Source organism: Natrinema limicola JCM 13563 (assembly GCF_000337475.1).
In the GTDB taxonomy this organism is placed as follows: Archaea; Halobacteriota; Halobacteria; order Halobacteriales; family Natrialbaceae; genus Natrinema; species Natrinema limicola.
Genome location: NZ_AOIT01000035.1, coordinates 92,052 through 116,493 on the forward strand (window position 1 = coordinate 92,052; position 24,442 = coordinate 116,493).

Genomic DNA, 24,442 nt, shown 5'->3' on the forward strand with positions numbered 1-24,442 from the left:
GTGCGGTGCCCGCCGCTACGACCTCGGTGCGCTCTGACAGTGGCGCACGAAACGACTGGCCAGCGGCAGGGTCAGCCCTCGCCTCGACTCGAGAACGGTCGGCGAGGAGTGACGCTCCACAATCCCTAAACGCCGAACACACCAACTACGGTGCAATGACCGACTGGACGGAAAAGTCAATAGAATATGATGTCGATTCGATGTACCGAGTGTGGTAATCGCTATTTGCGAACGAGTGGACGAGCTCGGTAGCTGCACCCACTGATGGGTATCCCGATAAATTAGGGGAATGTTTTTATTTTCGCCCACCGAACATCAAGGTATGTCAGACGTAGCGCTGGACGACCGTGGTCGTCTCACGCTCCCAAAGGAGGTCCGAGAGCGATACGGGGACCGATATCACGTCGTGCAGCTTCCTGATGGGCTCAAATTGATTCCTGTCGCCGACGACCCGCTCGAGGCACTCAGGGACGAATTCGCGGACGTCGAGAAGTCGGCCGGCGAACTTCGTAAAGAAGCACGTGAAGCAGCGCTCGATGAGGCCGGACGATAGATGTATGCGGAAACCGATTTCCTTCTCGCGCTGATTAAGGACGATGACTGGCTCGGCGACGCTGCCGAGTCGATATACCGAGAGCACCGCGACGAGTTATGGACATCGCAGTTTACGCTCATCGAACTCCTGATGGTCGCCTACCGCGAGGAACGTGATACCGAACGCGTCGTTTCGAACGCTGCCAACCTCGTTGAGGTACGTGGTGATGTGGAGACGGTCGTTACGGCGGCGACATATGTGGAAGACCACGGGTTCACACCGTTCGACGCACTTCACCTCGTTGAATCGAATGGAGAGACCATCGTCTCAAGCGACGAGACGTACGAGGATGTCACATCCCGTCTGGACCTGAAGACGGTCGACGAGCACGAGGAGTGAGGCTCCGCAACCACTAAACGCGGCTCATCCCTACCACGATGCAATGACCGACTGGACGGAGAAGTACCGACCGACGACGCTGTCGGAGGTACGCGGCAACAACAAGGCCCGCGACCAGCTGAAAGAGTGGGCCGAAACCTGGGACGACCACCGGCAGTCGGTGATCGTCCACGGCAGCCCCGGCGTCGGGAAGACCTCCGCTGCCCACGCGCTGGCCGCTGACATGGGCTGGCCCGTGATGGAGCTCAACGCCAGCGACAGCCGCGGGGCGGACGTCATCGAGCGGATCGCCGGCGAGGCCGCCAAAAGCGGCACGTTGACTGGCGGCGAGGCGGGCCGGCGGCTGGTCATCCTCGATGAGGCGGACAATTTTCACGGGAACGCCGACTACGGCGGCTCGCGGGAGGTGACCCGTGTCGTCAAGAACGCCAATCAGCCGATCGTGCTCGTGGCAAACGAGTTCTACGACATGAGCCAATCGCTGCGAAACGCCTGTGAGACGATCGAGTTTCGCGACGTTTCGAAGCGCTCGATCGTGCCCGTCCTGCGAGATATCTGTCGGCGTGAGGATATCGAGTTCGAAGAGGAAGCCTTAGCGAAGATCGCCGAGTCGACCAGCGGCGACCTTCGCTCGGCGGTCAACGACCTGCAGGCAGTCGCCGAGGAAACCGAGCGGTTGACCGTCGAGGACGTGGTTACGAGCGAGCGTGACACCACCGAGGGGATCTTCGACTTCCTCGACGACCTGATCAAGGAGAAAGACGCCGAGGGCGCGCTGCGGGCCTCGTATGATGTCGACGAAACGCCCGACGAGATGCTCAACTGGATCGAGGACAACGTCCCGAAAGACTACGAGGGCGCGGAGCTGGCCGACGCCTACGAGTTCCTCTCGAACGCCGACCGCTGGCTTGGTCGGGTCCGAGCGACACAGGACTACTCGTTTTGGCGATACGCAACGGACAACATGACCGCCGGCGTCGCCGCCTCGAGACGCGGCTCCAAAGGCGGCTGGACACGCTACGGCCCACCGAGTTACTGGTCGAAACTCGGCCGCACCAAGGGAACCCGGAATACCCGTGATTCGATCGCCGAACGCATCGCCGAGCGCGAAGGCGCAAGCGTCGCCACCGTCCGCCGCGAGATCCTTCCGTTCCTGTCGACGATGACCCACCACTGTCGGAACCGCGACCTGACCGTCCGGATGGCGGCGGCCTACGACCTCGACGAAGCCGAGGTCTCGTTTATTACCGGCAGCGGGAAAGACACCAACAAGGTCGCGTCGATCGTCGAGGACGCCGCCGATCTGAAAGCCGAGCAGGCAGTCGAACACTCGGGCAACGCCTTCTTCGAGACCGAACGCTCGAGTGGGGATACCGACGACTCGACCGACGATGACGATAGTGGACAGCGGACGGTTGCTACATCGGCGGACGATACGCCGGCAGATGAATCGGCGGCGTCTGCAGACGCAACAGCACCCGACGAACCGGATGGCGATCAATCCGGACTGGGCGACTTCATGTGAGCCAGCGGTTCTATCGAGACTCTGGATACTCAAACAGTCCGTGTGGGCGCATGTCTCTCGCGTTCGATCGATCTGTGACCGTGGTGTCTGACAGTTCCGAGTAGGGCACGATTTCCGATTATATTCGGTGCGAAAGTAAATGATTCCTTACCAATCGACACTATTACATCGGTGAACGGTGAGAGTGGCTGTTGGTGACCGCCTGAATGACAGAACCACGTCGCTGCCCGCTTTGTACGGAAACGTACACCGACCGAACCGACCTCCGGGTTCACCTCGAGGTCGAGCATCGGAAGTCCGAAGTAGTGTCACACCTCGTCGACGGCCACGTCGAGGACAGGCCACTGCCATCGGAGAGCGAGCAGTCGACAGTCGACGAAGAGCGACCAGCGCCGTCGGCCTGAGGGTGGACCCATCAGTTGGTTTCTACCGGGAGTAACTCACGGAACGCCGGCAACAGTGCCTCTCCAACGCCGATAGCCATCGTACGTGGATCCGCAGTGCCGCCATCAGCCAGCGGCGGCACCGTCTCGACCGCGTAGCCGGTCATCCGCTCGAGTTCGGCGGGGTTAGTCCGCTCTGCGACCGTCTCGCCGGCGTACTCGTTGCAGACGATGCCGACAATATCGATCCCGCGAGCCTCGAGGGCGTCGATCGAAAGCGCGGTGTGGTTGAGCGTCCCCAGCCCCGACCGAGTGACGACGACCGCCGCGGCCTCGAGATCGGCGACGAGGTCGATCACCTCGTGGTCGCCGGCCAGTGGTACCCGCAGGCCGCCGATGCCCTCGATGATCGGGACTGCAGTCGCGTCGATTTCGCGTTCGCACGCCGCGCGGATCGTCTCGTAAGAGAGAGATTCGTCGGCAACCTCAGCTGCAACCCGTGGAGCGAGCGCCGGCTCGAGATAGCGGGGGCAGGTCGCAGCATCGGGATCGTCACAGGCCGTGGCGACGAATTCCGCATCGTCGTCGGGTGGATGACCCGTCTGGGCCGGCTTGATCGCCCGCGCATCATGGCAAGCCTCGCGAAGCAAGCGCGTGAGCCCGGCCGTGATGACTGTCTTTCCGACGCCAGTGCCGGTGCCGACGACGGCGATCGGTTGGGTCGCGGTCACAGCACCCCGACCTCCTCGCCAGCCGCACGGAACGCCTCGAGACAGCCGATGACGTCGTCCTGATCGTGCGTTGCCATCGGGACGACGCGAATTCGACTGGTTCCCTCGGGGACCGTCGGCGGCCGAATCGCCGGCGCGACGACGTCTCGTTCGCGGATACCGTCCGCGAGCGCGAGTGCATCCTGTCGGTCGCCGACGAGCACGGGCAGGATCTGCGAGGAGCCCAATACCTCAAAGCCCATGGACTCCAGCCCGTCGCGAAGATGTGCGACGTTCTCCCAGAGGCGCTCGCGAACGTCACTGTGGCGAGCGATATGCAATGCCTCGCTTGCGGCGGCGGCCGCCGGCGGCGCGAGCCCGGTCGAGAAGACGAACGAGCGCGCATCGTTGATCAGTAACTCGATCAGTTCGGTACTGCCGGCGACATAGCCGCCCTGACTGGCCAGCGCCTTCGAGAGCGTCCCCAGCTGGATCTGGACCCGGTCCTCGAGGCCTTCGGCCTGGACGACGCCGCCACCGTTCGCGTAGAGGCCGGTCGCGTGGGCCTCGTCGACCATCACCCACGCGCCGTATTCCTCGGCAGCATCACAGATCGCCGTGAGCGGAGCGACGGTGCCGTCCATGCTGAACACCGAATCGGTGACGATCAGCCAAGCTTCGTCGGCCGGATCGCGGCCGTCCCGTCTTGCTTGGTCGGTTCGCTCCGCGAGCTTCGACCGGAGACTCGCCGCGTCGCAGTGGTCGTAGACGACGGTCTCGGCACCCGACAGTCGACAGCCATCGATGATGCTCGCGTGATTCAATTTATCGGAGAAGACGACATCGGGCTCGAGCGCCGTGATCGTTCCGACGTTCGCGGCGTAGCCGGAGGAAAAGGCAAGCGCGCGCTCGGTTCCTTTCGTCTCGGCGAGCAGCCGCTCTAGGTCCCGGTGGACCATCGTATCGCCCGTAACGAGCCGGCTCGCCCCGGCACCCGTACCGACGGTCGCGGCAGCCTGCCGAGCGGCGTCTTGGACCCGCTGGTCGTCCGTCAGCCCCAGATAGTTGTTCGAGGCAAACACAAGCGCCTCCGCCGAATCGAGCACGGGCAGGTCGCCGCCCGAGGGCTCGGCGAAGTAGCCGCGCTCGGCGACCCGATCGACGGGCGAGAGCGAGCGTTTCAGATCGTTTTCCTCGAGGGTCTCGAGTCGCTCCTCGAGGTCGAACCCACGGTCGGCCATTCGGCTAAACGGACTCAGCGCCACGGTTTGACTCTCACGATTCGGATCGATCGACTGGTTCGGCTCGGTTCGGTCGGCTCGTCGCCGGGACGCGACGGTTCCATGTCAGCATGTGTATTCGTCTCATCGAAGCGATCGAAAAGCTCGTCGCGGTGTCGTCAGAAGCCGGGCATCAGTTCGGCGGGGCCGAAGACGCCGTACTCTCCGGCACGGTTCCGTCGCACGCCGGCTTTCAGATAGCCCAGCGCAGGCCCGTTGACGTTCGCTTCCATGCTCGTCTCATCACCGAGCTGGAAGGTGTTCGTCGCGGTCTCGCCATCGAATGTCCGGCCAGTAACACGCACGGTAGTCGTCGTCGGCTTCTCGTCGTTGTACACGTCGAGGACGCCACCGACCGTGACGTCTTCGGCGTCGCAGACGCCCGCACGCTCGAGGAGCACGTCGTCGGCGTGTTCCATGTCCTCGAACTCGATGACGCCGTCGTGGTCGTCGATGATCGCTTCGATCTCCTCCTCGGAGAGTTCCCGAGCGGTCTCGATGTCGTAGTCGGGGAGGTGGGCGATGTCCTCGCGGACGGTGCCGCGATTGTCCTCGTAGCCGGATTTGAGGCCGACACCCCAGTGGATGTCGACGTCGGTGACCTCGACGAACGACTGGGCGGCCAGCGCCGCCGCGCCGGTCAGCAGGCCGGGCGTCGCGCCCGCGCCACAGATGAAGGTGATGCCGGCGTCTTCGAACGCCTCACGGCGGTCGTCGAGCATGTCGATCACGCGCGAGCGCTTGAGCACGTCGATCATGACCCCGGAGTAGTCTCCCTCGATGAACCGCTCGGCGGTCCGTGGGATGAAGTCGTGTTCGTAGTTGGGCAGCGCAAGCAGGACGGCGTCGATCTCGTCGCCGTGATCGATGACGTCCTGAATCGAATCCGCGCTGGGACGGGCCTGCTCGGAGGCGACGACACCGAGCTCTTCGCCGTGTTGTTTGACGCCGCCTTCGGCGGCCGTCGCGTCCGCTCCGCCGTCAGTTGCAACCTCATTATCAATGTTGCCCTCGGTTGCCTCGAGCAGTTCGTCGACGTCGAGGCCGTCGAAATCGATCGCGACCCCGTGGCGGTCACACGCCGCGACGGGCGTCAGGGCGTCTTTGTGCTGGCTCACTTCGAGTGCTCGTCGGCCGATACCGCCGGTTCCGAGTACCGCAAACGTAACTTCGTCCATGATTATCGTGGTATGTCGTCTATTGAATCAGTCGTCGCTCGGTTCTGCGCCTGTACTCGCTGCTGGCTCGGTCGACTCCGCGGCGTCGCTGTGGCGAGCCTTCACCTCGTCGGGATCGAAGTCGTTGGTCTCCTGGTTGGGCTCGAGTCCTGCGCGTTCGATGATCTCGATGTCCTCGCCGGGCGACTGCCCCTCGGTCGTGAGGTAGTCGCCGGTGAGCAGGCCATCCGCGCCGGCTTCCAGCGGCAGGTGCTGCTCGTCGGGTGCAAGGTTGACCTCGCGGCCGCCGGTCAGGCGGACCCGTGACTCGGGATGGAGGAGTTTGTACACCGCGACCGTCTTCACGATCTCCTCGGTCGAGATGCTAACACCTTGCTCGTACAGCGGCGTTCCCTCGACCGGGTTGAGGACGTTCACTGGCAGCGAGGAGATGCCGATGTCCTGTAACGCGATCGCAGCCTCGACACGGTCGGTCGGGGTCTCGCCCATCCCGAGGATGACGCCGGCACAGAGGTCCATGCCGGCCTCCTTGGCGACCTCGAGGGTCTGCACCCGGTCTTCGAAACTGTGGGTGTCGACGATCTCGGGGAAGTAGCTGTCTCTTATACACATCTCTGNCGCGCCATCAGAGATGTGTATAAGAGACAGCCTCCGCCCATTCCTCGGGCCGGTGTTCTTTCGAGACGCCTTTCTCCGCGACGACGATCCCGAAGCGCTGTGCACCGTCGCGTTCGGCGCGTTTCGCGGCCTCGAGGACCTTCTCCGGGCCGAGGAAGCCGTAGGTCTCGATGCCGGTGTCGAAGTGGACCGACTGCGCACAGAACCCACAGTCTTCGGCGCAGTTGCCCGCTTTCGCGTTGACGATCGAGCAGGCGTCGACCGTGCCGTCACCGAAGTGATCGCGCACGGCTGCGCCGGCTTCGGCGAGGACGTCGACCGGCTGGGCCATCAGCGCCAGCCCGTCGGTCCGATCGAGTCGCTCGCCGGCCACGACCCGCTCGAGTGCGTCGTCGACCGTCTCGTTTCCAGTCTCGTAAACCACACTCAGAATGGCGGTTAACGAGTATATAATGTTTTTGGACGGTCACGATCCCGTGATCGTTCGCCGCTTACAGGCCGGTTTCGATGTGCTGTTCGAACGCATACGCGCTCGAGAGCACCGTCGCATCGTCGAAGCGTTCCCCGATTAGCATGAGTCCGACTGGTAGTCCGTCCGCCGTCCCGGCGGGCACCGACGTCGCCGGATGACCAGTCACGTCGAATGGTGCCGTATTGTGGAGCATGTTGAGCGCACGGTCGATGGCCTCGAGGCGCGAGATCGACTCGTCGACCGCGTGGGCAGTCTGTGGCGTCGTCGGCATCGCGAGGACGTCGACATCCGCGAGCGCGTCGTCGTACTCCTCGGCCAGTTTTCTGCTGAGATTCTGCGCTTTCGCGTAGTAGTGGCCGCGGTATTCGTCTGCGAGGTACTCCCCGAGAACGAGCGTGAGTTTCAACGTCGTAATATAGTCGTCGGCATCCGACCGCCGTGCTCGCCCAAACGCGTCGGCCAGTTGTGTATCGTAAAAGCCCTTCCCGTAGTGGCCGACGCCCTCACTGTCGACCGTCGCGGCCGTCTCCTCGAGTGCGATGGCGTTCCAGATGGTGAGCCCATCGAGGTGCATCGGCACGGAGACCTCCGTCACCGTCGCGCCGGCGTCCTCGAACGCGGTGAGCGCGTCGCGAACGGTGTCGTCGACGCCCGACTCACTGACCTCGTGTCCGAACCCCTCCTTAATAACGCCGACGGTCACGTCCGACGGATCGTCCGAGAGCACCTCTCTGTAGTCGTCGGTCGGGACGACGCCCTGTCGTGGGTCGAGACCGTCGTTCCCGGCGATCACGTCTAGCACTCGTGCGCAGTCGTCGACCGTCGAGCAGATCGGCCCGGCGTGGTCGAACGAGCGACCGAGACCAACGATTCCAGTGTACGGAACCAGACTGTGCGTGGGCTTGTGGCCGACGAGGCCGCTCCACGCGGCGGGGATTCGAATCGAGCCGCCCTGATCGCCGCCGATGGCAACGTCGACATCGCCGTTGCCGACGGCCGCTGCCGACCCCGACGACGACCCACCCGCGATGTAGTCCGAATCGACGGGATTCAGTACCGGCCCGGTCGCGGAGAGTTCGCCGCTCCCGGAAAACGCCATGTCTTCCATGTTGAGTTTCCCGGTAATGGTCGCACCGGCGTCGAGTAGTCGCGTGACGATCGTCGCGTCGGTCGACGGAACGTAGCCCTCGAAGAGCTTCGACCCGACCGTCAGTTCAACGCCGGCCAGATTGACGTTGTCTTTGAGCCCAACCTCGTAGCCCGCGAGCGGGCCGTCGTCTGCGCCCGTTACTTCGCACTTCGTGACGAAGGCGTTGAGCGGATCTTCGTCGGGTCCCGGCCGGTAGCCGGGATCGCGGTCGGTGTATTCGACACGGGGTCGATAGTCAGGAAGTTGATCCAATCGCTCGTAGCCCAATAGCGTCTCGGCGATGGCGGCTTCGAAGTCTTCGACCTCCTGGTCGGTCAGGTCGATGTGATGGCGTCGTGCGTACTCGCGGATCTCCGCCGGCGTCGGCGGCTGGACGTTCGGTGGCGATTCTGACATACGATCACGGTGATCGATAACAATGGACAAAAAGGTTCGCCGGACTGTCGACGCTCGAGGGTTGATCGGATCACCCGCTGAGAGTGAAATACACACCAACCGGCGACCGCAATCAGCGTCCCTCGTCGAAGAACGTCTGGAGCAGCGGATACCACGCGCCGAAGACGGCCCCGAACGTCGACAGTCCGACGAAACTCCCCCAGTGCTCGACAGGAACCGGATACGGACGTGCCGTAGCGACCCCGAGCAGAAGCGGGCCACCGTAGGCGACGACGGCCACCCAGAGGACGACGCCGTAGGAAAGGCCCAGACAGGCCCCGAGAAACGGATTTCGATAGCTCTCGGCGAGCGGTCGCGGGACGTAGCGGCCTCGCGAAAGCCGGGTGACGAGCGCGACGAACGGACCACCCGCGACGAGGCTGTGACAGAAGACCAGCGTCCACTCGTTTACCACCCCCTCGAGGCCGTAGACGCCGGCCACCGATCGGAGACTGCCGGTCGCGTGTAACACACCACCGAGCGCCGCCCCGGCAATCAGGGCAGCCGTCACCGTCGTAAGGACCGTCGTCGGCGACGGACTCCCACCACGCTGTGACTGTCTATATGCCATTACAGTATCTCTCAGCCATATTTATATGTATTTATCTAAATTCTAGACGAATGTCTAGTTACGTGAGTGTTACTGGCCGGCAGCCGGGCGTTTCAGCCACTCCGACGGCATCACCGCGGCGTCTCCGCACCCCACTTCTCGAGGGCCGTCGCCAGTTCCGGGTGGTCGTCGGCGTAGTCCTCGAGTGACTCGCCCGCCATCGACGCGTCGACGGACTGGCGGAGCGCTTTCGCGCCCGCGTGGGTGCCGTCGGGGTGGCCGTGGATTCCACCGCCGGCCTGGACGATGATGTCGGTGCCGAGCGCCTCGAGCAGCTGGTCGACGACGCCGGGATGGAGTCCGCCGGACGCGACCGGCAACACGGGCGTTAGCCCGTGGCACTCGCCGGTGAGCCACTCGTTGATCCCCGGCGTGTCCTCGTTTGCGAGTTTCCCAAGCCCCGCAGTCCCGGTGTGGATGTGATCGACGCCACAGAGGCGGGCGATCTGGGCGATGACCCGCATCGAGACGCCGTGGTGCTCGAGCCGATCGAAGGCGGCGTGCATCGCGCGATGGGCGTGAATCGCCAGTCCGTGCTCCTCACATCGCTTGCGGACGCTCTGGACGGCCGCCCAGCCGGCGGTGATCACGTCGACCATGACGAAGCCGCCGCCGTGTTCGGCCACGAGGTCGACGCGCTCTAACATCTCGGTGGTCTCGGCGGTCACGTTCACGAGGTAGTCCTTGCGCTCGCCGGTGGCCTCCTGTGCGCGGTCGCGGGCCGCGAGGCTCTCCGTCAGGCGGTCCTCGAAGGGGTTAAACTCCTGATCGGTGAGATTCTCGTCATCTTTCAGCAAGTCGACACCACCCAGCCACGCCTCTTCGCCGATCTCGGCGTGGGCTGCAGTCGAGAGGCCGACTTTTGGTTTCGGGACCGTCGCCAGTACCGGTCGCTCACCGGCATCGAGTTTTTCGTTGGCGACGCTCGTCCCGAACTGCGGCCCCAGGAAGCCACTAACGATCGATTCTGGCCAGTGGCAATCCTCGAGCCGAATCGAGTCGACGGCTTTCATCCCCAGAATGTTTCCGGCGATACACGAGAGGATCTGGGGCATGCTGCCGGCCTCGAACAGCGCCGCTGGATAGGCGACGGTGATCTCGGAGCCGTCGATCTCGCAGGCCACCGCACCGAGATCCTTCAGTTCGTCCTCGTCGACGTGGAGCGCTGCCCAGGTGCCGTTCGAGGACTCGGAAGCGACCCGACTCGCTGCGGCTTCCATCGACATGTCCGCGGCCGGATCGATCGTAAACTCACAAGTCAGGTCCGTCGCCGCAGGCTCGTACTCGAGGTCTAGAAAGTCGTCGTACTCGATTCCAGTCATGGTACCGAATCGCATTCACCGCGTCGACTAATAGGGCTTGTGCCGATCGTCAGTCGGCTGGGGTCGGTCGACGGCGGCTCGCACACACGACGGCTGATTCGCTGGATCGACTGCTGCGATGCCGTTCTGCTGGGCGTTTGTCAACCTCCGCTCCCGCTCTCCCCCGCTGGCGGCCAGTAGACTAATACGTCATCGATATAATTTGATCGGACTGGAAAAATTCCAAAAATTAAATACTCGTGATAATCCACTACTATAGAGCGAGCGCATGACAGATAGTACGATAGACACACAGGCGGGCGATTCTGGGTTCGACGTGGGCTCGAGCGCGGACCTCTTCGGGGAGATCGAATCGAATAGCGAGTCAGGGGACGATACGAAGACCGAGACCGCCGAGGGGGACGAATCCGATGTCGGTGACGAGCAAACGGCAGCCGACGTCTTCGACCAGCTTCAGACCGACGTTGGCGACGAGGACGGGACCGACGATATCCTCGCTGACGAGAGCCCGGACGACATCATCGCGAGTGCAGACGAACCCGACCCCGAGCCCGACGAGGTGGTCGACGACGACCTGCTGGCTGACGACGACGAACTCGCTGCTCTCTTGCTTACCGGTCGCTCGAAAGACGGCGACAGTGAGTTTCTCTGGGTCGATCCCGACGCGGATGATGCGGAAGAAGCCGAGCCCGACAGCGATATCGATGCGGACGACGACGTTCTCGAGACGGACGAGTCGGCCACAAGCGACACCGACGACCGACCGGACTCGAGCGAGACCGACGCTGACCCCATAACTGACAGCGAGACCGAAGCCGACGACGCTGTGACGGCGTCCGCTCCCGATGCTGTGGAAACAGCTACTGACAATACACAGATCGAGTCTCCTCCATCGACGTCAGATTCGGGTTCCGACGACACTCTCGAGCAGAAACGGAACTCGAGCGAGGAGTCCGTCGAGGACGAACCCGTTGATATCGACTCGAGTGACGAGGCCGTCGAGGACGAAGGCGTCGAGTCCGACACAGCTGGTGAAGACGAGGAGGATGGACTCGTCGAGACCGACAAGGACGAACCCGTCGAAGCCGAGGCAGACGACGATACAGCGCTCGAACTCGAGGATGACGACGCAGAACTCGAACACGAAGACGACACCGCGTCCGAATCCGATACCGACGACCCGGCGACCGAAACCGACCCGAAGCGATCTGACGACTCCGCCGGCCCGCTCTCGAAACTCCGCGAGACGCTCGGCGGACTGTTCTAGCCGACCTGCCCACACACCCGACATTCGCCCGTGCTCTTCTCGCCGATCATGGATCTGGATGCCACGCAAGTCCCTTTCGCCGAACGGTAAACGGTCGCTCGCCACACACGGGACAGCGCGTACCGCCGCCGGGTGTGTCGTCCCGGTCTGGAATCGTCTGTTCGTCGCCGCAGGTGTCACACTCGAGCCAGACGGGCATAGCCAATACTGACGGCTGACACAGTTATGAATCGCCCTGCGGGCGAGCGACGGGTCGTCGTTGTGTTCAGACGCTGTGGCTTGTGAATGGTGTCAAACAGAGAGAAACGAGAGGCGATCAGTCAGAACCGTCGCGTACGGACCGCCTCGAGTGGATCGGCTCTGTTACGCGAGGAACTCTTCGATGTGGTCGGCGACTTCCTCGGGGGTGTCGCCGACGGGGACGCCGGCGTCGTTGAGCGCCGAGATCTTGCTCTCGGCGGTGCCGGTACCGGAGCCGGAGACGATCGCGCCGGCGTGGCCCATGCGCTTGCCTGGCGGTGCGGTGCGGCCGGCGATGAAGCCGGCGACCGGCGTGTCGACGTGCTCGTCGATGAACGCGGCGGCTTCTTCCTCGTCTTCGCCACCGATCTCACCGCACATAACGATCGCGTCGGTGTCGGGGTCGTTCTCGAACAGTTCGAGGGCGTCGACGAAGTTGGTGCCGATAATCGGGTCGCCGCCGATGCCGATGGCGGTCGTCTGCCCGATGCCGCGGTTGGTCAGATTGTCGACGACCTGGTAGGTCAGGGTGCCCGAGCGGGAGACGAGACCGACGTTCCCCTCCGAGAAGATGTTACCAGGGAGAATGCCGAGTTTGGCCTCGCCGGGGGTGATGAGGCCGGGACAGTTCGGGCCGATGAGCCGCGTGTCGGTTTCGGTCAGGCGCTTGTTGACACGGGCCATGTCCTGGGTCGGGATGCCTTCCGTGATCGCGACCGCGAGGTCGAGTCCGGAGTCGAGCGATTCGAAGATTGCGTCGCCGGCAAAGGCCGGCGGGACGAAGATGACCGAGGTGTCGGCGTTTTCCTCCTCGACTGCTTCGTGGACCGTGTCGTAAACTGGCACGCCGCTGACTTCCTGACCGCCCTTGCCGGGGACCGCACCGGCAACGACGTTGGTGCCGTACTCCATCATCTGTTCGGTGTGGAACTTCCCTTCCCCACCGGTGATGCCCTGTACCACGACGCGCGTGTCGTCGTCGACTAGTACGCTCATTATTCGCTCACCTCCTCAGCGTACTCGACAGCACGCTGAACTGCATCCTCGAGGGTCTGTTCGACCGTCACGAGGTCCTCGTTGAGAATTTCCATACCTTCCTCCCAGTTGGTGCCGGCCAGCCGCACGACGACTGGCTTGGGGATCTCGTCGAACTGCTCGAGCGCTTCGTTGATCCCTTTGGCGACCTCGTCGCCGCGGGTGATACCGCCGAAGATGTTGAAGACGACGCTCTCGACGTTGTCGTCGGAGAAGACCATGTCGAGTGCGTTCGCGATCCGGTCGGCTTTCGCGCCGCCACCGACGTCGAGGAAGTTGGCGGGCTCGCCGCCGTAGTAGTCGACGAGGTCCAGCGTCGTCATCACGAGGCCGGCACCGTTGCCGATGATCCCCGTGTTGCCTTCGAGGCGGACATAGTCGAAGCCGTACTCGTCTGCCTTCTGCTCGAGTTCGTCGCCACCGGCGGCTTCCTCTTCCATCTCGGCGAGTTCGGGCTGGCGGAACAGCGCGTCCTCGTCGATGTTCATCACGGCGTCGGCCGCGATGACGTCGTCATCGCTCGTGACCATCAGCGGGTTGATCTCGGCGTCTGCGCCGTCCTTGTCGTCCCAGAGCTGGTAGAGCGTGGTGAGGACGCTCGAGACGTCACGGGCGACCGACTGGTCGACACCGGCGTCGTAGACGGCCTTGCGGGCCTGGTAGGGGTGCATCCCGAAGGCGGGATCGATGTGCTCGCGGGCGATCGCGTCGGGATCTTCCTCGGCGACCTCTTCGATGTTGACACCGCCTTTCGTCGAAACCATCGCGACGGGCTTGCCCTCGCCGCGGTCCATCGTGATCCCGACGTAGAGTTCGTCGGTGAAGTCAACCGCTTCCTCGACGAGGACGCGGTCCACGTGGTAGCCTTTGAGGTCCATTCCGAGAATGGATTCGGCTGCCTCGCGGGCTTCGTCTTCGTCGTCGGCGAGTTTGATCCCGCCGGCTTTCCCTCGACCACCGACCTGTACCTGCGCCTTGACCGCGACTGGATAGCCGATCTCCTCGGCCGCGGTGACGACGCCGTCGACGTCGGACGCGAGTTGCGAGTCCGGCGTCGGTACCCCGGCATCGGCGAAGACCTGCTTCGCCTGGTACTCGTGTAATTTCATACCATTCGAAGGGCCGTTCCGCCCTTGCTTAAATCCTGCCAGTTTCCGCTCGCCACTGACACGCATTCGGGGGCTCTTCCCGTGGATCGTTCACGATTTACCATCCACGATCGCCTGCGCGTGCCATCCATACAGTCCGGTCCACGAACGGGGTAGCACTGATATGGGCCGGTCTGTCACAGCATTCAAAGTTCGGCTTCCCCTAGGGCCACTCGGGGCTCCCCCGTGACAAACCCTACCGCAACCTGTCGACCCTCGGGGTGGATGTCGTCGATCACGACCGTGCTCCGGTTTCTGGTCCACAGCAACCTCTTTATCTCGCTGGCCACGCTCAGCGTCGTCGTCACCACCGCCGTCCTCGCGGACCTGCCACTCGAAGCCCTGCCGCTGTTTATCGTCTTCGCGGCCACGATGTTCGTCTACACCGTCAACCGGTTTACTGACCTCGCGGAAGACGAACAAAACGTCCCGGATCGCGCGGCGTTTACGAAGCGGTACGGCCGTGTCTGGCTGACGGCCGGGATCACACTCTACGTCGCCGCGATTGGGATCGCCGTCGCGCTCGGGCTTTCGGGAGCGGCGTATCTCTTGCTCCCCCTTGCGGTTGCACTGCTGTACTCCGTCGGTGGCATCAAACAGGTCTTCCTCGTGAAGAACCTCTTCGTCGGCCTCGCGTGGGGTGCACTCCCCCTTGGCATCGGCTACTACTACGATCAGCTCTGGTCGCTTTCGGTCCTGTTCATGTTCGCCTACGTGACGGTCATGATCACCATCGCCGCGGTGATCTTCGACATCAAAGACATCGAGGGCGACCGCGAAGAGGACATTCCGACGGTCCCGAATCAGTTCGGCCCGCACGCGACGCGCGTCTGGTCGCTGGGTGCGACCATCGTCGTCGCCACGGTGGTCGTCGCACTCGTGGTGACGGGGACGATCCCGCGACGGTTTCTCGCCGTGCTCGCGATGAACGCCTACGTTTGCGCATACATCCCGTTTGCGACCCCCGACCGCGGCCCGCTGTACTACGGGTTCGTCGTCGACGGCGAACACGTCTTCCTCGCCGCGGTCGTGCTCGCACTCGAGTGGCTCGTCTGGTGACGCTGCTCCCGCTTAGTCGTCGTCTGCGACGCCAGTCGCCCGCAGGTACTCCTCGAGCAGCGTCGGGAACTGCCCGCCGCGGACGTAGCGCAGGCCGAACTCGTCGGCCCACGAGATGATGCCCCGGTCCTCCGTGACGACGCCGGCGTCGAGCTCGCGCGCGAGAATGAGCAAGTCGAAATCCTCGCGGGAGTCGAGCACGCCCTGTCGGAGCGCTCGGCGGTACTTATCACGCAGATTCGACAGGACGCGATCAGCTTCGGTCATGTAGGCCTCCCGTTCGCCGTCATCGGTGTCACGCGTAAGATCAGCCGGATCGAGCTGTTCGACCTCGCGGATGGCCTCTTCCGAGACCCGCAAGCCGCGGTCGACCCGATCGCTCATCTCGTCGATGAAGTTGTAGACGACGTTCGCGGGAATCGTGACGCCGTAGCGGTCGGGGCTCTTGCGGACGACCCAGGTGTCGAGCCGCGAGAACACGGCGTCGTCGACGTCGCGCTCGCGCAACATCGTCCCTAGTTCGTCATGGATCGACGGCGGTACGTAACAGGAGATATTGAGCTCGAGGCGCGCGGTCGAGACGAGATCGAGCAGGCGGAGCACGGCCGCCTCGAGCGACTCGTCGTCGCGGCGGATCTCCTCGGTGATAAACAGCGAGGTGTCAAGGACGAACCGCTGGCGCGGGAGGTCGCCGGGCATACGTCTCGATTGGACGGTGAGCCACATAGACCTCACCCCGTGCGGACGGCAGCCGCCGATCCGAGCGGGGGCCGGCCCGGTGTTTTTGCCGATGAACGGCGAGAGTCGATATATGGACCACGACGCGTACCTCGAGCGCCTCGGGGCCACGACCGACGAGCCGGCCGACCTCTTCGAGCACTTCGAGCAACGGTCGTTCGACGGTCGGACCTACCACGTCCTGACGGACGCACGCCACGGCCTCGAGCGCGGGACCGTCATCGTCGAGGACGCCGAGACCGTTATCAGGGGGTATCCGAGCATCCCGCGACTGCTCGTGCTCGAGCCGGGCGTTCCGTCGTTTTTCGAGGACGCCGAGACCGTCGCCGTCGAGGAGAAACTTGACGGGTTCAACGTCCGAATCGCCGACGTCGGCGAGCCGCTTGCGTTTACCAGAAGCGGCTACGTCTGTCCGTACACGACCGCGCGGGCGCGCAAGCTGCTGTCGCTCGAGGGGTTTTTCGACGAGCATCCGGAGAAGACCCTCTGTGCCGAACTCATCGGGCCGGAAACACCCTACACGACCACCGACTACGAGGGGGTAGATACCCACGACTTCCGCGTTTTCGGCGTTCGCGACCGCGAGTCGGGCAACCCGCTATCCGTGGTCGATCGCCGCGCGATCTGTGAAACGTACGACTTCAACCAGCCGCGACTGTTCGGACGGGCACCGCCGGATACCGCCGCCGCCGAGCTGGTCCGCGACGCCATCGATGAACTCGACGCGGCGGGTCGGGAGGGCGTCGTGATGAAATCGGAACCCGGTGACGCGATGGTCAAGTATACGACCGAAGCCCAGCACCACGACGAACTCGCCTACGCCTTCTCGCTGCCGTTCGACCACGGCCGGGATTTCGTCTTCTCGCGGCTCATCCGTGAGGCGTTTCAGGCCGCCGAGTTCGACGAAGACGAGGCTCGACTCCAGGAGCGCGCACACGACCTCGGTGAGTCGATCCTCGTTCCAATGGTCGAGGCCATTCAGGACGTCGACGACGGCGAGACGATCGGCCACCGACACACGGTCAGGGGCGACGCCGACTCGATCGACGCGCTGTTCGACCATCTACACGACCAGTCGATGACGATCGAGCTCGAGTCAGATCGTCGTGAAGACGGCCAGCGCGTCGTCGAGTTCGTCAAGGTAGCCGAATCAAGTCGGGACCGCATCGCCCATTATCTCGAGGGCGGGACGCGAGACGAGTGACGGTGGGTCACACCACTCGCCCTCGAGCGCGAACGAACCCTTTAGGCACCGGCCGCCGGTACGGACGTGTATGCCCGTTCCCAAATCCGAGTTCGAAAACCTCCCGCCGTGTGACTTCTACACGCCGGCGGAACTGCTCGAGGACGACCAGATGTACACCGTCTACGAGATCGCACGACTGCTCCAGGGTCTCGAGCCAGACGCCGACATCGACCGCGAGACCGAGGACATCCTGCTCGACTGGGCGATCCCGTGGATCATGACCAACGCCGACGACCTCGTGGTCGCCGAACCCCGTGACGAGGACGAACCCGGCTACTACGGCCTGAAAGAATGATCCTCCTCGTGGTCGGTGCCGACCGCGTCGACGCCGGCAAGACGACGTTTTCGGCCGGCCTGCTCGAGCGCACCGGCGCGGTTGGCTACAAACCCCGCGCCGGCAACGACTTCTGGTTCGACCACGACGACTGCCGACGTGCCCTCGCCGACGGGCGACTCTACGGGAAAGACGCGGCGCGGCTCTCGGCGGCCGACGGCCGCGGCCGATCGCCAGAGCGGCTCAACCCTGTCCACCGACTTTGGCAGCCTAGCCCCGGCGGCGGCAGCGGCCTGCTCGGCCGGACCGACCGAGAGTTCGTCGTCGACCGGATCGGCCGCGACCCAGAGGATGCGTTGTTCGTCCGCAATGCAACCGCCGAGGTTCCGGACGCAGTTGCCGACGCGCTCCCCCTTTCCGACGCCGTTCCCGTCGAGGCCGTCGCGGAGTTCAACGACCTCGCCGAGCGGGAGTACGTCCCCGCGTTCGACCGTCTGGCTACCGAGATCGAGGACACGGACGTCGCCGTCGTCGAGTCCTACAGCGATATCGCGCTTCCGCTGTCGTCGCTCGATCCAGCGCAGATCGCCGCCGTCGCAGCCGTCGAACCCGGCCGCGTGCGCGTCTACGACGGCGACCGCTACTGTCGAGCCTGCGAGATTGCCAGCTCGAGCCCGAGAGACGGGGCCATCGAGAAGCGCGTCCCCGACGTCCTCGACTATCTCGACCCGCTCGAGCGCGTGCGATTACCGCCCCTTGGCAAAGAACAGCGGGACGATCCCATACGGATCGCTCGCGCGTACGCGGACGCGTACGATACGTTTCTCGACGCCGCCAGACAGGTCTGATTGCTGGACAGTCTCTCTGTCGGGCGACGCGCCTACGTCTGGCGTGCCATCTGCGCCGAGAGTTCGACGTGGCCGTAGGGGTCGTTGGTCACGCTTGGCCCGTGGCCCGTGTGCATCTCTTCGAGGTCGGGATCGATCCACTCGAGTACGCGGTCGATACTCTCGATCAGCGTCGGTCGGTCGCCTTCCTCAAGGTCGGTGCGACCAAAGCTCCCGTTCTGGAAGATCAGATCGCCCGCGAACAGCACGCTCGCCTCCGCCGAGTAAAAGCAGAGGTGGTCGTTTTTGTGTCCGGGCGTGTGCAGCGCGACGTAGTCGTGATCGCCCAACTGGACCGTCTCCTCGTCCGCGATTGCGTGGTCGACGCCGTCGACCGCGGTGTCGTACCCCCACGCGTCGACGTCGAATGCCTCCTTGACTGCCGCGAGGTTCCCGACGTGGTCGCGATGGGTGTGGGTCAGGATGACTGCCTCGAGGTCGTCGACGCGATCGGAGACGGCTGCAACGGCGTCGAAGTTCGCGCCCGTATCGACGAGGACGGGCCGGTCACCGGTAACGAGAAAGACGTTGCTAGTAAACGCCTGCACACCCTGTGCGAGATTCGAGATCATGAGGCCTGCTACACAGTCGATCGATTTGTGGGTATCGACACAGGTCGGAGTGTCGGGAACCGCCGCAAGCGAGCGAGGCGACACTCATCGTACGTGTACAGCTAGTATCGACCGTTTCTACCAGCCATCTCGCTATTCACAAGCATTTTTAGCTCCGACACGTAGTGAGTAGACGAATGAATCGGCCGGCCTCCGTCGGATTCGTCGTTCTCGTCGTCCTTACGCTCGTCGCCGGGGTCAGCGCACCGATCGCGGTGGCCGACACTGGACCGATCACTTCGCCAACCGCGGAGACACACCCCGCGGCGATGGCGACCCCACCGGATGGCGACCAGTTCGCCGCCCAGGAAGCCCAGGATTTCGACAAGACGACGTTCGAGATCACTGTTCACGAAAACGGCAGCGCGACGTGGACCTTCCGGTACGAACAGGTGTTCGCAAACGAAGACAACGCGACCGCTGCCAGAGAGAACTTCGAAGCCTTCGCCGAGGAGTTCGAGGCCAACGAGACGGACTTCTACGACCGATTTACCAACCAGTCGCGTCTGATGGTCGAGTCCGGACAACGGGAAACCGGCCGGGAGATGGAAGCGACGAATTTCCGCCGTTCCGCGCAGGTCGAAGAGCGATTCACGACGATGGGTGTCGTCGAAATGTCTTTTACGTGGGAGCGGTTCGCAGCCGTCGACGCGGACCGAATTATCGTCGGTGACGTCTTCAACGATGTCTTTCTCGAGTCGAATCAGGAAATCGTCATCGAGGCCGGCGGTGATCTCACGTTCCAATCGATCGAACCTGCCGACGGGCAGTACGCCGGGGACTCGATTGAAGACGCGGAGTCCGTTCAGTGGAGCGGTCAACGGGGATTCATCGACGGCCGTCCCCGTGCCGTGTTCGACCGTCCTGGGAGTACCGACACGGGACTGATTACAGCTATAGGCGGCGGTCCCGGTTTGCCTCTCCTCGGAGCCCTCTTCGGTCTCGGCCTCGCCGCCGCAGCCGTAATCTGGTATCGACGGTACGGGCCCGGCGCTGGCAAACCCGCCACCGGAGAGTCACCACCCGACTCAGCACAGCCCGCACCAGCTGCCGCCGACGCGGCCGGCGAACCCCCCGAGGAAACCGACTCGATCGCCGACGAGGAACTCCTGACGGACGAAGACCGCGTCGTCAAACTCATCCGCGAGAACGGCGGGCGGATGAAACAGGTCAACATCGTCGAGGAAACCGGCTGGTCGAAATCCAAGGTCAGCATGCTGCTCTCGGATATGGAAGATGAGGGCACCATCAGCAAACTCCGCGTCGGCCGCGAAAACATCATCAGCCTCGAGGGCTTCGAGCCCGAGGCCACGAAGTCACCGTTCGAGGAGTGACAACCGACAATATACTAGCGCTGATACGTTATCTCATGCGACCCCCTCCCACTGTAGGATTGAAACGGAATCCTTAAACATAACACCGCTCTACGATTGAGTGAAGACGAAGCCCGCTCCGATGGTGTAGTCCGGCCAATCATATTGCCCTCTCACGGCAATGACCAGGGTTCGAATCCCTGTCGGAGCATTCCTCATTTACGGCCCTTCTATCGGCTAAACTCGTTCACCGCTACTTGAATTATTTGTCACGGTGTGAAATAAACATCGTTTATCATCGTCGGATCGTACCGATAGCGACCGTTTACTATCTCTTGTATAACCTCGCTATCCCCTCAATTTCCACTGCTAGACGCTGCTCGAGAGTGCTGTAGCAGTGTTGCATCCGCTAGTGCTGTCATCTGTTCATACTCTATTTTAATAATATAGATAAATAAAATAATCAGCTGGGGATACCGTTCTGTATCTGTGATACGATATCCAACCCCTCGAATATATTCTGGTTTGAAAATGCTTATTGCCTGAAGATTCGTCGGGCAACGTATCGATGAACCGGGTTTTGGCGTTTATCCGTGGGTTGTTCTCTTCAAGTTCTACGACTGGATCAATCGATCCAGAAGTAGTTCTTCAGGGTATAGGGAAACAGGAATCATTGAAACGACAAATAAGCTGATCGAATGGAAGAAACAATACACTGAGGAGTATACGGACTACCTCACGATTTACGAAGCTTTGAACAAATACGAGACTGCGTCTGAAGCATTAGCGCGATTGGAACCGTTGTTGGATGAAAGTGGGTGCTACGAAGAACAGGTTCTTGATGCAGCAAAGACACTAGAGGAGGATCTTCAAGCGGTATTGGAGTTCATAGAACGTCGTTCCACGTACAACGCAGAGTGGATTGATCACATGAAAAAGAAGCACGGGTCTGAACTCAATGACTTCTTCGATGATCCGGCCCACTCCCATACACATCAACAGTTTCGGGCAATCTTTGCAAATGACAACTTTAACCGAGTGAATGCGGCTGCAGGAACCGGGAAGACAACCACATTCGGCCGCCGAGTTCACTTTATTCTCTCTGAATTTAACGACGTATCTGCGAGTGATCTATTAGCGTTCACTTTCACTCGCAATGGACGTGACGAGATGCAGAAGGAACTTGAGGAGACGTTCGATATTACGGGTGTCGATGTGAGGACGATCAATTCATACAGCAAGTCGATAGCTGAGAACCAGTACAGCGATTTGGAATTTGTCGTTGGAGAAGCCAAAACTACTGAGATTGCCCGGATATGGCGCGATATACAAGACGACGAGGAACTCGAAGCAACCTACGAATCCTTCATGAGTACGTGGAAGGATGATCGATATGATCCGAACGACATCGATGTTGTGGACGGAGTCTATGAGTCACATGCGGCGAAATCAACAGTAACGATACAAGGAGAAGAGGTTCAGTTAGACACCATTCCTGAGGAAGGGATTGCCCATAAGTCGATTGCACAACTTCTTACGACGCTCGGATTAGAGTACGACTATCAAACGCATATCGAATGGGCTTCATCTCCATCTGGTGGATCTATTTTAGACTTTGAACTTGTCGAACCTGTGCAGGGAGAGCGTCTCTATATTCAGTACTGCACTTCTGAAGAGACCCGTGAAGATCGACCTCAGTATCGGAATATTCACAGTGAACGACCCGAGACGATACGCCAACTCTTCTCCTCGAATCCGAAACTGGATAATGATCCTGAAGGCAAGACAGTCATTGTTCTTGACGGCGAAAACCTTCTTCATCGCCCAAGCGATGATTTAAATTGGAAGCGAAAACAAACCAAGGCTCGGTTTGCTAATGCTGTCCAAACAACCCTCGAAAATGAACTTCAACAGGTGGGTGTTGACCTTTCCAATCGCTTGAGTGGCCGCAACCTCAAAGACTACGTATACGACAGGAAGGTTCTCTACCACGATATTGTAGAGAAGGTCTCTGAGTTCATCAACCAAGCTCGAGTTCGTGAGTGGAACCCCGTTCAGACAAAAAATGAGGTTGAATCATATCTCAAAGAAGAAGGCGAAGATTTGGACGAGGGTGTTGAGGAATTTGCGCGACTCTCGATTGCAGCCTACAGGAAATTCAATGAAGTGTTTGATAATAGGACGAAGACTGATTTCCATGGGTCAGTAGTACTTACTAGAGACCTCCTTCGAGAGGGGGATGTTGACGAGAACAACTTGTATTCGTATCTCTTCGTCGACGAGATGCAGGATTTGAACCGAGTGCAGTTCGGCGTAGTCAAGGAACTCGCCAAACAACGACAGGATGTAAGGACTTTCGGTGTTGGCGACGACTGGCAGAGTATCTTCGGGTTCCAAGGTGCCCGGCCGGATCTATTTATCAACTTCGGAGACGAGCTTGATGCCGGTAAATACGATGAGATTGATATAACACCTGAAGAAATCTTTACAGACGACAACCCACTATTAGCAGATTTTGACGCTTTCGAAGATACTCGACTCGAAAATAATTACCGATGTCCTGAATCAGTTGTCGATGCGAGCAACGCCCTGATCAAGAATAACGATATCCGAACTGAAAAAGAACCATCCGGTCTACCGGGTGGTGATCCCGTTCAGATCCACCACTTGGGTTGTGACACATTTGAGCACAAACTTAATCAGTCAATGGAGCGTAAGATAAGGTCGTTAATTCAGGAATCCCCGTATTCACCTGAAGAAACGCAAGTACTTCTCCGACAGAAAGATGCTGACCCATCATTCTACTACTCCCTCAAAAAATCGCTTCCAGATAGTGTTGACATACGTACCGCTCACGATTCAAAAGGGTCTGAGGCGGAACATGTTCTCATCCCGAAGGTCGTTCAAAACCACGGATATCCTAGCCTTCAGGGAGATAAGTGGGTTGACCCAGTCAAACAGCCACCCGAAATCTATGAGGAACACAAAGCTAGTTACCAATTGGAAGAAGAACGCCGCTTATTCTATGTCGCTCTCACACGATCAAAGTCACGATTGGATGTGTTGACCGTTCAGGGAGCAGAGTCTGTCTTCATCGACGAACTTCCCGACTCACACTGTGAGCATCTTAGGCCGCTCTCACAAGCCGAGTTAAATGAAATTGAAACTAATAGAGAAATTCGCAAGTCCCTCAGTGGGCGTGTCATCGCAAAAAATAGTCAAAACTTCGCTACGTTCGATTGGGATGGTCGTGGACTCGTCGATCTGAATCTCTATGATGCAACTGCTGCTCAAAAGCGCATGATCAAGAAATTTGAGCAGAATGGAGAAACATTGATGCTTAAAAACTGTGGGATTCAGTATCGGGATTCGTATGGTGAAGAAACAAATGGGTCACAACGGTTACAACTTCAGCTAGATGACGAGGTTGAGATGAGTAATTGCTGACAGCTTTTCTTTCTCAATCTGATCATCTACTAATGGCAAATAATCTTGTGGGTATCGATAGATTCTGATATATATATATATATATATATATATATGGGTATTGTTAATTTAGGCCCTTTTCTCCTGTGTAGCACATTATTGATTTCTGAACGTTGCTTGGATATCTCGTTTGAGTGCTTCTTTCTCGGTCTTCGGTAGAATACTCGACGAAGCTGAAACACTCTGTGTGGTTGTCTTGAACGTTCCCTGGTGAGACGAGAGTCGCGCGCCGCTGGTGCGACGGTTGCTCTTGCCGCATCGAAGAGTCTCAAAAGACAAATCAACCACATATCACAGACCATTCCAGCTCCAACAACAAATCATTCGTAAACGGGGTCGAGAAGCGCTCAAACAAACCGCTCGATTGATTCTCTGATTCAATAACAATTTCTTCACAAGAGCGAAATTTATAGTCGTCTCTCTATCTGGTAGGTTGTGTGGTATTACCTACCTTTGAGGGGAGGGGTTCGTAGGCCTTAAGTAGTGTTCGGCGATTCTGTTTTAGTACGAAGAAGATGAGG

Annotated in this window: 22 protein-coding genes, 1 tRNA gene and 1 pseudogene; 12 read left to right on the top strand and 12 right to left on the bottom strand. The window is 60.7% G+C overall.

Annotated features, from left to right (window positions below; translation table 11 throughout):
• The first annotated feature begins 322 nt into the window (after positions 1-322).
• The 4 genes from C476_RS09925 to C476_RS09940 all read left to right on the top strand — a co-directional run bounded on the left by C476_RS09925 (position 323) and on the right by C476_RS09940 (position 2,863).
• Positions 323-553 (top strand): AbrB/MazE/SpoVT family DNA-binding domain-containing protein, encoded by a 231-nt coding sequence (locus C476_RS09925; protein ID WP_008012443.1) that lies wholly within the window; start codon positions 323-325, stop codon positions 551-553.
• Complete coding sequence (locus tag C476_RS09930; protein WP_008012444.1) at positions 554-934, top strand: type II toxin-antitoxin system VapC family toxin; 381 nt, start codon at positions 554-556, stop codon at positions 932-934.
• Positions 935-977: 43 nt separating this feature from the next.
• Positions 978-2,459, top strand: a complete 1,482-nt coding sequence (locus C476_RS09935; RefSeq protein WP_008012446.1) for a replication factor C large subunit — start codon at positions 978-980, stop codon at positions 2,457-2,459.
• A 206-nt stretch (positions 2,460-2,665) separates the two neighbouring features.
• The gene (locus C476_RS09940) at positions 2,666-2,863 is read left to right on the top strand and encodes a hypothetical protein (protein WP_008012448.1); all 198 of its coding nucleotides are present in this window, start codon (positions 2,666-2,668) and stop codon (positions 2,861-2,863) included.
• 11 nt (positions 2,864-2,874) lie between these two features.
• Here C476_RS09940 and bioD read toward each other — a convergent pair whose 3' ends face one another.
• From bioD to rbcL, 7 genes and pseudogenes are all read right to left on the bottom strand, one after another.
• Positions 2,875-3,573 carry a dethiobiotin synthase gene (gene bioD, locus C476_RS09945; protein ID WP_008012449.1) on the bottom strand — a complete coding sequence of 233 codons (699 nt, stop codon included), beginning with the start codon at positions 3,571-3,573 and terminating at the stop codon, positions 2,875-2,877.
• On the bottom strand, positions 3,570-4,793 hold the full coding sequence (locus tag C476_RS09950) for an aminotransferase class I/II-fold pyridoxal phosphate-dependent enzyme (protein WP_049911706.1): 1,224 nt from the start codon (positions 4,791-4,793) through the stop codon (positions 3,570-3,572). The genes bioD and C476_RS09950 overlap by 4 nt, the downstream gene beginning before the upstream one ends.
• 158 nt (positions 4,794-4,951) lie before the next feature.
• Positions 4,952-6,010 (bottom strand): hypothetical protein, encoded by a 1,059-nt coding sequence (locus C476_RS09955; protein ID WP_008012451.1) that lies wholly within the window; start codon positions 6,008-6,010, stop codon positions 4,952-4,954.
• A 27-nt stretch (positions 6,011-6,037) separates the two neighbouring features.
• Positions 6,038-7,052, bottom strand: a pseudogene (locus C476_RS09960) (biotin synthase BioB).
• A gap of 67 nt (positions 7,053-7,119) precedes the next feature.
• Positions 7,120-8,646 (bottom strand): amidase, encoded by a 1,527-nt coding sequence (locus C476_RS09965; RefSeq protein WP_008012452.1) that lies wholly within the window; start codon positions 8,644-8,646, stop codon positions 7,120-7,122.
• Positions 8,647-8,758: 112 nt separating this feature from the next.
• Complete coding sequence (locus C476_RS09970; protein WP_241430483.1) at positions 8,759-9,256, bottom strand: hypothetical protein; 498 nt, start codon at positions 9,254-9,256, stop codon at positions 8,759-8,761.
• A gap of 110 nt (positions 9,257-9,366) precedes the next feature.
• Positions 9,367-10,617 (bottom strand): type III ribulose-bisphosphate carboxylase, encoded by a 1,251-nt coding sequence (gene rbcL, locus C476_RS09975; protein ID WP_049911711.1) that lies wholly within the window; start codon positions 10,615-10,617, stop codon positions 9,367-9,369.
• A gap of 268 nt (positions 10,618-10,885) precedes the next feature.
• Here rbcL and C476_RS09980 point away from each other — a divergent pair, with 268 nt between their 5' ends.
• On the top strand, positions 10,886-11,884 hold the full coding sequence (locus C476_RS09980; protein WP_008012455.1) for a midas domain-containing protein: 999 nt from the start codon (positions 10,886-10,888) through the stop codon (positions 11,882-11,884).
• Positions 11,885-11,930: 46 nt separating this feature from the next.
• Here the strand turns inward: C476_RS09980 and C476_RS18950 are convergent, their stop codons facing one another.
• From C476_RS18950 to sucC, 3 genes are all read right to left on the bottom strand, one after another.
• Positions 11,931-12,083: a hypothetical protein gene (locus tag C476_RS18950; RefSeq protein ID WP_008012456.1), complete on the bottom strand. Its 153-nt coding sequence runs from the start codon at positions 12,081-12,083 to the stop codon at positions 11,931-11,933.
• Positions 12,084-12,247: 164 nt separating this feature from the next.
• Complete coding sequence (gene sucD, locus C476_RS09985) at positions 12,248-13,120, bottom strand: succinate--CoA ligase subunit alpha (RefSeq protein WP_008012457.1); 873 nt, start codon at positions 13,118-13,120, stop codon at positions 12,248-12,250.
• A complete protein-coding gene (gene sucC / locus C476_RS09990; protein ID WP_008012458.1) occupies positions 13,120-14,268 on the bottom strand; it encodes an ADP-forming succinate--CoA ligase subunit beta in 1,149 nt (382 codons plus the stop codon). Before sucC ends, sucD begins: the two co-directional genes overlap by 1 nt.
• Before the next feature lie 264 nt (positions 14,269-14,532).
• On the opposite strand from sucC, the gene C476_RS09995 reads away from it, so the two are divergent.
• Entirely contained in the window at positions 14,533-15,366 is an 834-nt protein-coding gene (locus C476_RS09995) for a UbiA family prenyltransferase (protein WP_008012460.1), read from the top strand.
• A gap of 12 nt (positions 15,367-15,378) precedes the next feature.
• On the opposite strand, the gene C476_RS10000 is transcribed toward C476_RS09995, so the two are convergent.
• Positions 15,379-16,065 carry an RNA ligase partner protein gene (locus C476_RS10000; protein WP_008012463.1) on the bottom strand — a complete coding sequence of 229 codons (687 nt, stop codon included), beginning with the start codon at positions 16,063-16,065 and terminating at the stop codon, positions 15,379-15,381.
• A gap of 112 nt (positions 16,066-16,177) precedes the next feature.
• On the opposite strand from C476_RS10000, the gene C476_RS10005 reads away from it, so the two are divergent.
• The 3 genes from C476_RS10005 to C476_RS10015 all read left to right on the top strand — a co-directional run bounded on the left by C476_RS10005 (position 16,178) and on the right by C476_RS10015 (position 18,472).
• Positions 16,178-17,308: an RNA ligase gene (locus C476_RS10005; protein ID WP_008012464.1), complete on the top strand. Its 1,131-nt coding sequence runs from the start codon at positions 16,178-16,180 to the stop codon at positions 17,306-17,308.
• A gap of 70 nt (positions 17,309-17,378) precedes the next feature.
• Positions 17,379-17,645, top strand: a complete 267-nt coding sequence (locus C476_RS10010) for a DUF5827 family protein (RefSeq protein WP_008012466.1) — start codon at positions 17,379-17,381, stop codon at positions 17,643-17,645.
• Positions 17,642-18,472, top strand: coding sequence for a hypothetical protein (locus C476_RS10015; protein WP_008012467.1), 831 nt, complete (start codon positions 17,642-17,644; stop codon positions 18,470-18,472). The genes C476_RS10010 and C476_RS10015 overlap by 4 nt, the downstream gene beginning before the upstream one ends.
• Positions 18,473-18,504: 32 nt before the next feature.
• Here C476_RS10015 and C476_RS10020 read toward each other — a convergent pair whose 3' ends face one another.
• Positions 18,505-19,083 carry an MBL fold metallo-hydrolase gene (locus C476_RS10020; protein ID WP_008012469.1) on the bottom strand — a complete coding sequence of 193 codons (579 nt, stop codon included), beginning with the start codon at positions 19,081-19,083 and terminating at the stop codon, positions 18,505-18,507.
• A 176-nt stretch (positions 19,084-19,259) separates the two neighbouring features.
• Here C476_RS10020 and C476_RS10025 point away from each other — a divergent pair, with 176 nt between their 5' ends.
• The 3 genes from C476_RS10025 to C476_RS10035 all read left to right on the top strand — a co-directional run bounded on the left by C476_RS10025 (position 19,260) and on the right by C476_RS10035 (position 23,882).
• Entirely contained in the window at positions 19,260-20,456 is a 1,197-nt protein-coding gene (locus C476_RS10025; RefSeq protein WP_008012470.1) for a helix-turn-helix transcriptional regulator, read from the top strand.
• A gap of 115 nt (positions 20,457-20,571) precedes the next feature.
• Positions 20,572-20,646 (top strand) — tRNA-Glu (locus C476_RS10030).
• Positions 20,647-21,188: 542 nt separating this feature from the next.
• On the top strand, positions 21,189-23,882 hold the full coding sequence (locus tag C476_RS10035; RefSeq protein WP_008012472.1) for a UvrD-helicase domain-containing protein: 2,694 nt from the start codon (positions 21,189-21,191) through the stop codon (positions 23,880-23,882).
• The last annotated feature ends 560 nt before the right edge of the window (positions 23,883-24,442 follow it).

Excerpts from the sequence above, each read along its gene's own strand:
- C476_RS09950 (WP_049911706.1), bottom strand. The coding sequence starts at position 4,793 with ATGGCCGACCGTGGGTTCGACCTCGAGGAGCGACTCGAGACCCTCGAG.
- C476_RS09965 (WP_008012452.1), bottom strand. The coding sequence starts at position 8,646 with ATGTCAGAATCGCCACCGAACGTCCAGCCGCCGACGCCGGCGGAGATC.
- C476_RS09980 (WP_008012455.1), top strand. The coding sequence starts at position 10,886 with ATGACAGATAGTACGATAGACACACAGGCGGGCGATTCTGGGTTCGAC.
- C476_RS10025 (WP_008012470.1), top strand. The coding sequence starts at position 19,260 with ATGAATCGGCCGGCCTCCGTCGGATTCGTCGTTCTCGTCGTCCTTACG.
- sucC (WP_008012458.1), bottom strand. The coding sequence starts at position 14,268 with ATGAAATTACACGAGTACCAGGCGAAGCAGGTCTTCGCCGATGCCGGG.
- C476_RS09940 (WP_008012448.1), top strand. The coding sequence starts at position 2,666 with ATGACAGAACCACGTCGCTGCCCGCTTTGTACGGAAACGTACACCGAC.
- sucD (WP_008012457.1), bottom strand. The coding sequence starts at position 13,120 with ATGAGCGTACTAGTCGACGACGACACGCGCGTCGTGGTACAGGGCATC.
- C476_RS18950 (WP_008012456.1), bottom strand. The coding sequence starts at position 12,083 with ATGCCCGTCTGGCTCGAGTGTGACACCTGCGGCGACGAACAGACGATT.
- C476_RS09995 (WP_008012460.1), top strand. The coding sequence starts at position 14,533 with ATGTCGTCGATCACGACCGTGCTCCGGTTTCTGGTCCACAGCAACCTC.
- C476_RS09955 (WP_008012451.1), bottom strand. The coding sequence starts at position 6,010 with ATGGACGAAGTTACGTTTGCGGTACTCGGAACCGGCGGTATCGGCCGA.
- C476_RS10010 (WP_008012466.1), top strand. The coding sequence starts at position 17,379 with ATGCCCGTTCCCAAATCCGAGTTCGAAAACCTCCCGCCGTGTGACTTC.
- C476_RS09970 (WP_241430483.1), bottom strand. The coding sequence starts at position 9,256 with ATGGCATATAGACAGTCACAGCGTGGTGGGAGTCCGTCGCCGACGACG.
- C476_RS10005 (WP_008012464.1), top strand. The coding sequence starts at position 16,178 with ATGGACCACGACGCGTACCTCGAGCGCCTCGGGGCCACGACCGACGAG.
- C476_RS10000 (WP_008012463.1), bottom strand. The coding sequence starts at position 16,065 with ATGCCCGGCGACCTCCCGCGCCAGCGGTTCGTCCTTGACACCTCGCTG.
- C476_RS09925 (WP_008012443.1), top strand. The coding sequence starts at position 323 with ATGTCAGACGTAGCGCTGGACGACCGTGGTCGTCTCACGCTCCCAAAG.
- C476_RS10015 (WP_008012467.1), top strand. The coding sequence starts at position 17,642 with ATGATCCTCCTCGTGGTCGGTGCCGACCGCGTCGACGCCGGCAAGACG.
- rbcL (WP_049911711.1), bottom strand. The coding sequence starts at position 10,617 with ATGACTGGAATCGAGTACGACGACTTTCTAGACCTCGAGTACGAGCCT.
- C476_RS09930 (WP_008012444.1), top strand. The coding sequence starts at position 554 with ATGTATGCGGAAACCGATTTCCTTCTCGCGCTGATTAAGGACGATGAC.
- C476_RS09935 (WP_008012446.1), top strand. The coding sequence starts at position 978 with ATGACCGACTGGACGGAGAAGTACCGACCGACGACGCTGTCGGAGGTA.
- C476_RS10020 (WP_008012469.1), bottom strand. The coding sequence starts at position 19,083 with ATGATCTCGAATCTCGCACAGGGTGTGCAGGCGTTTACTAGCAACGTC.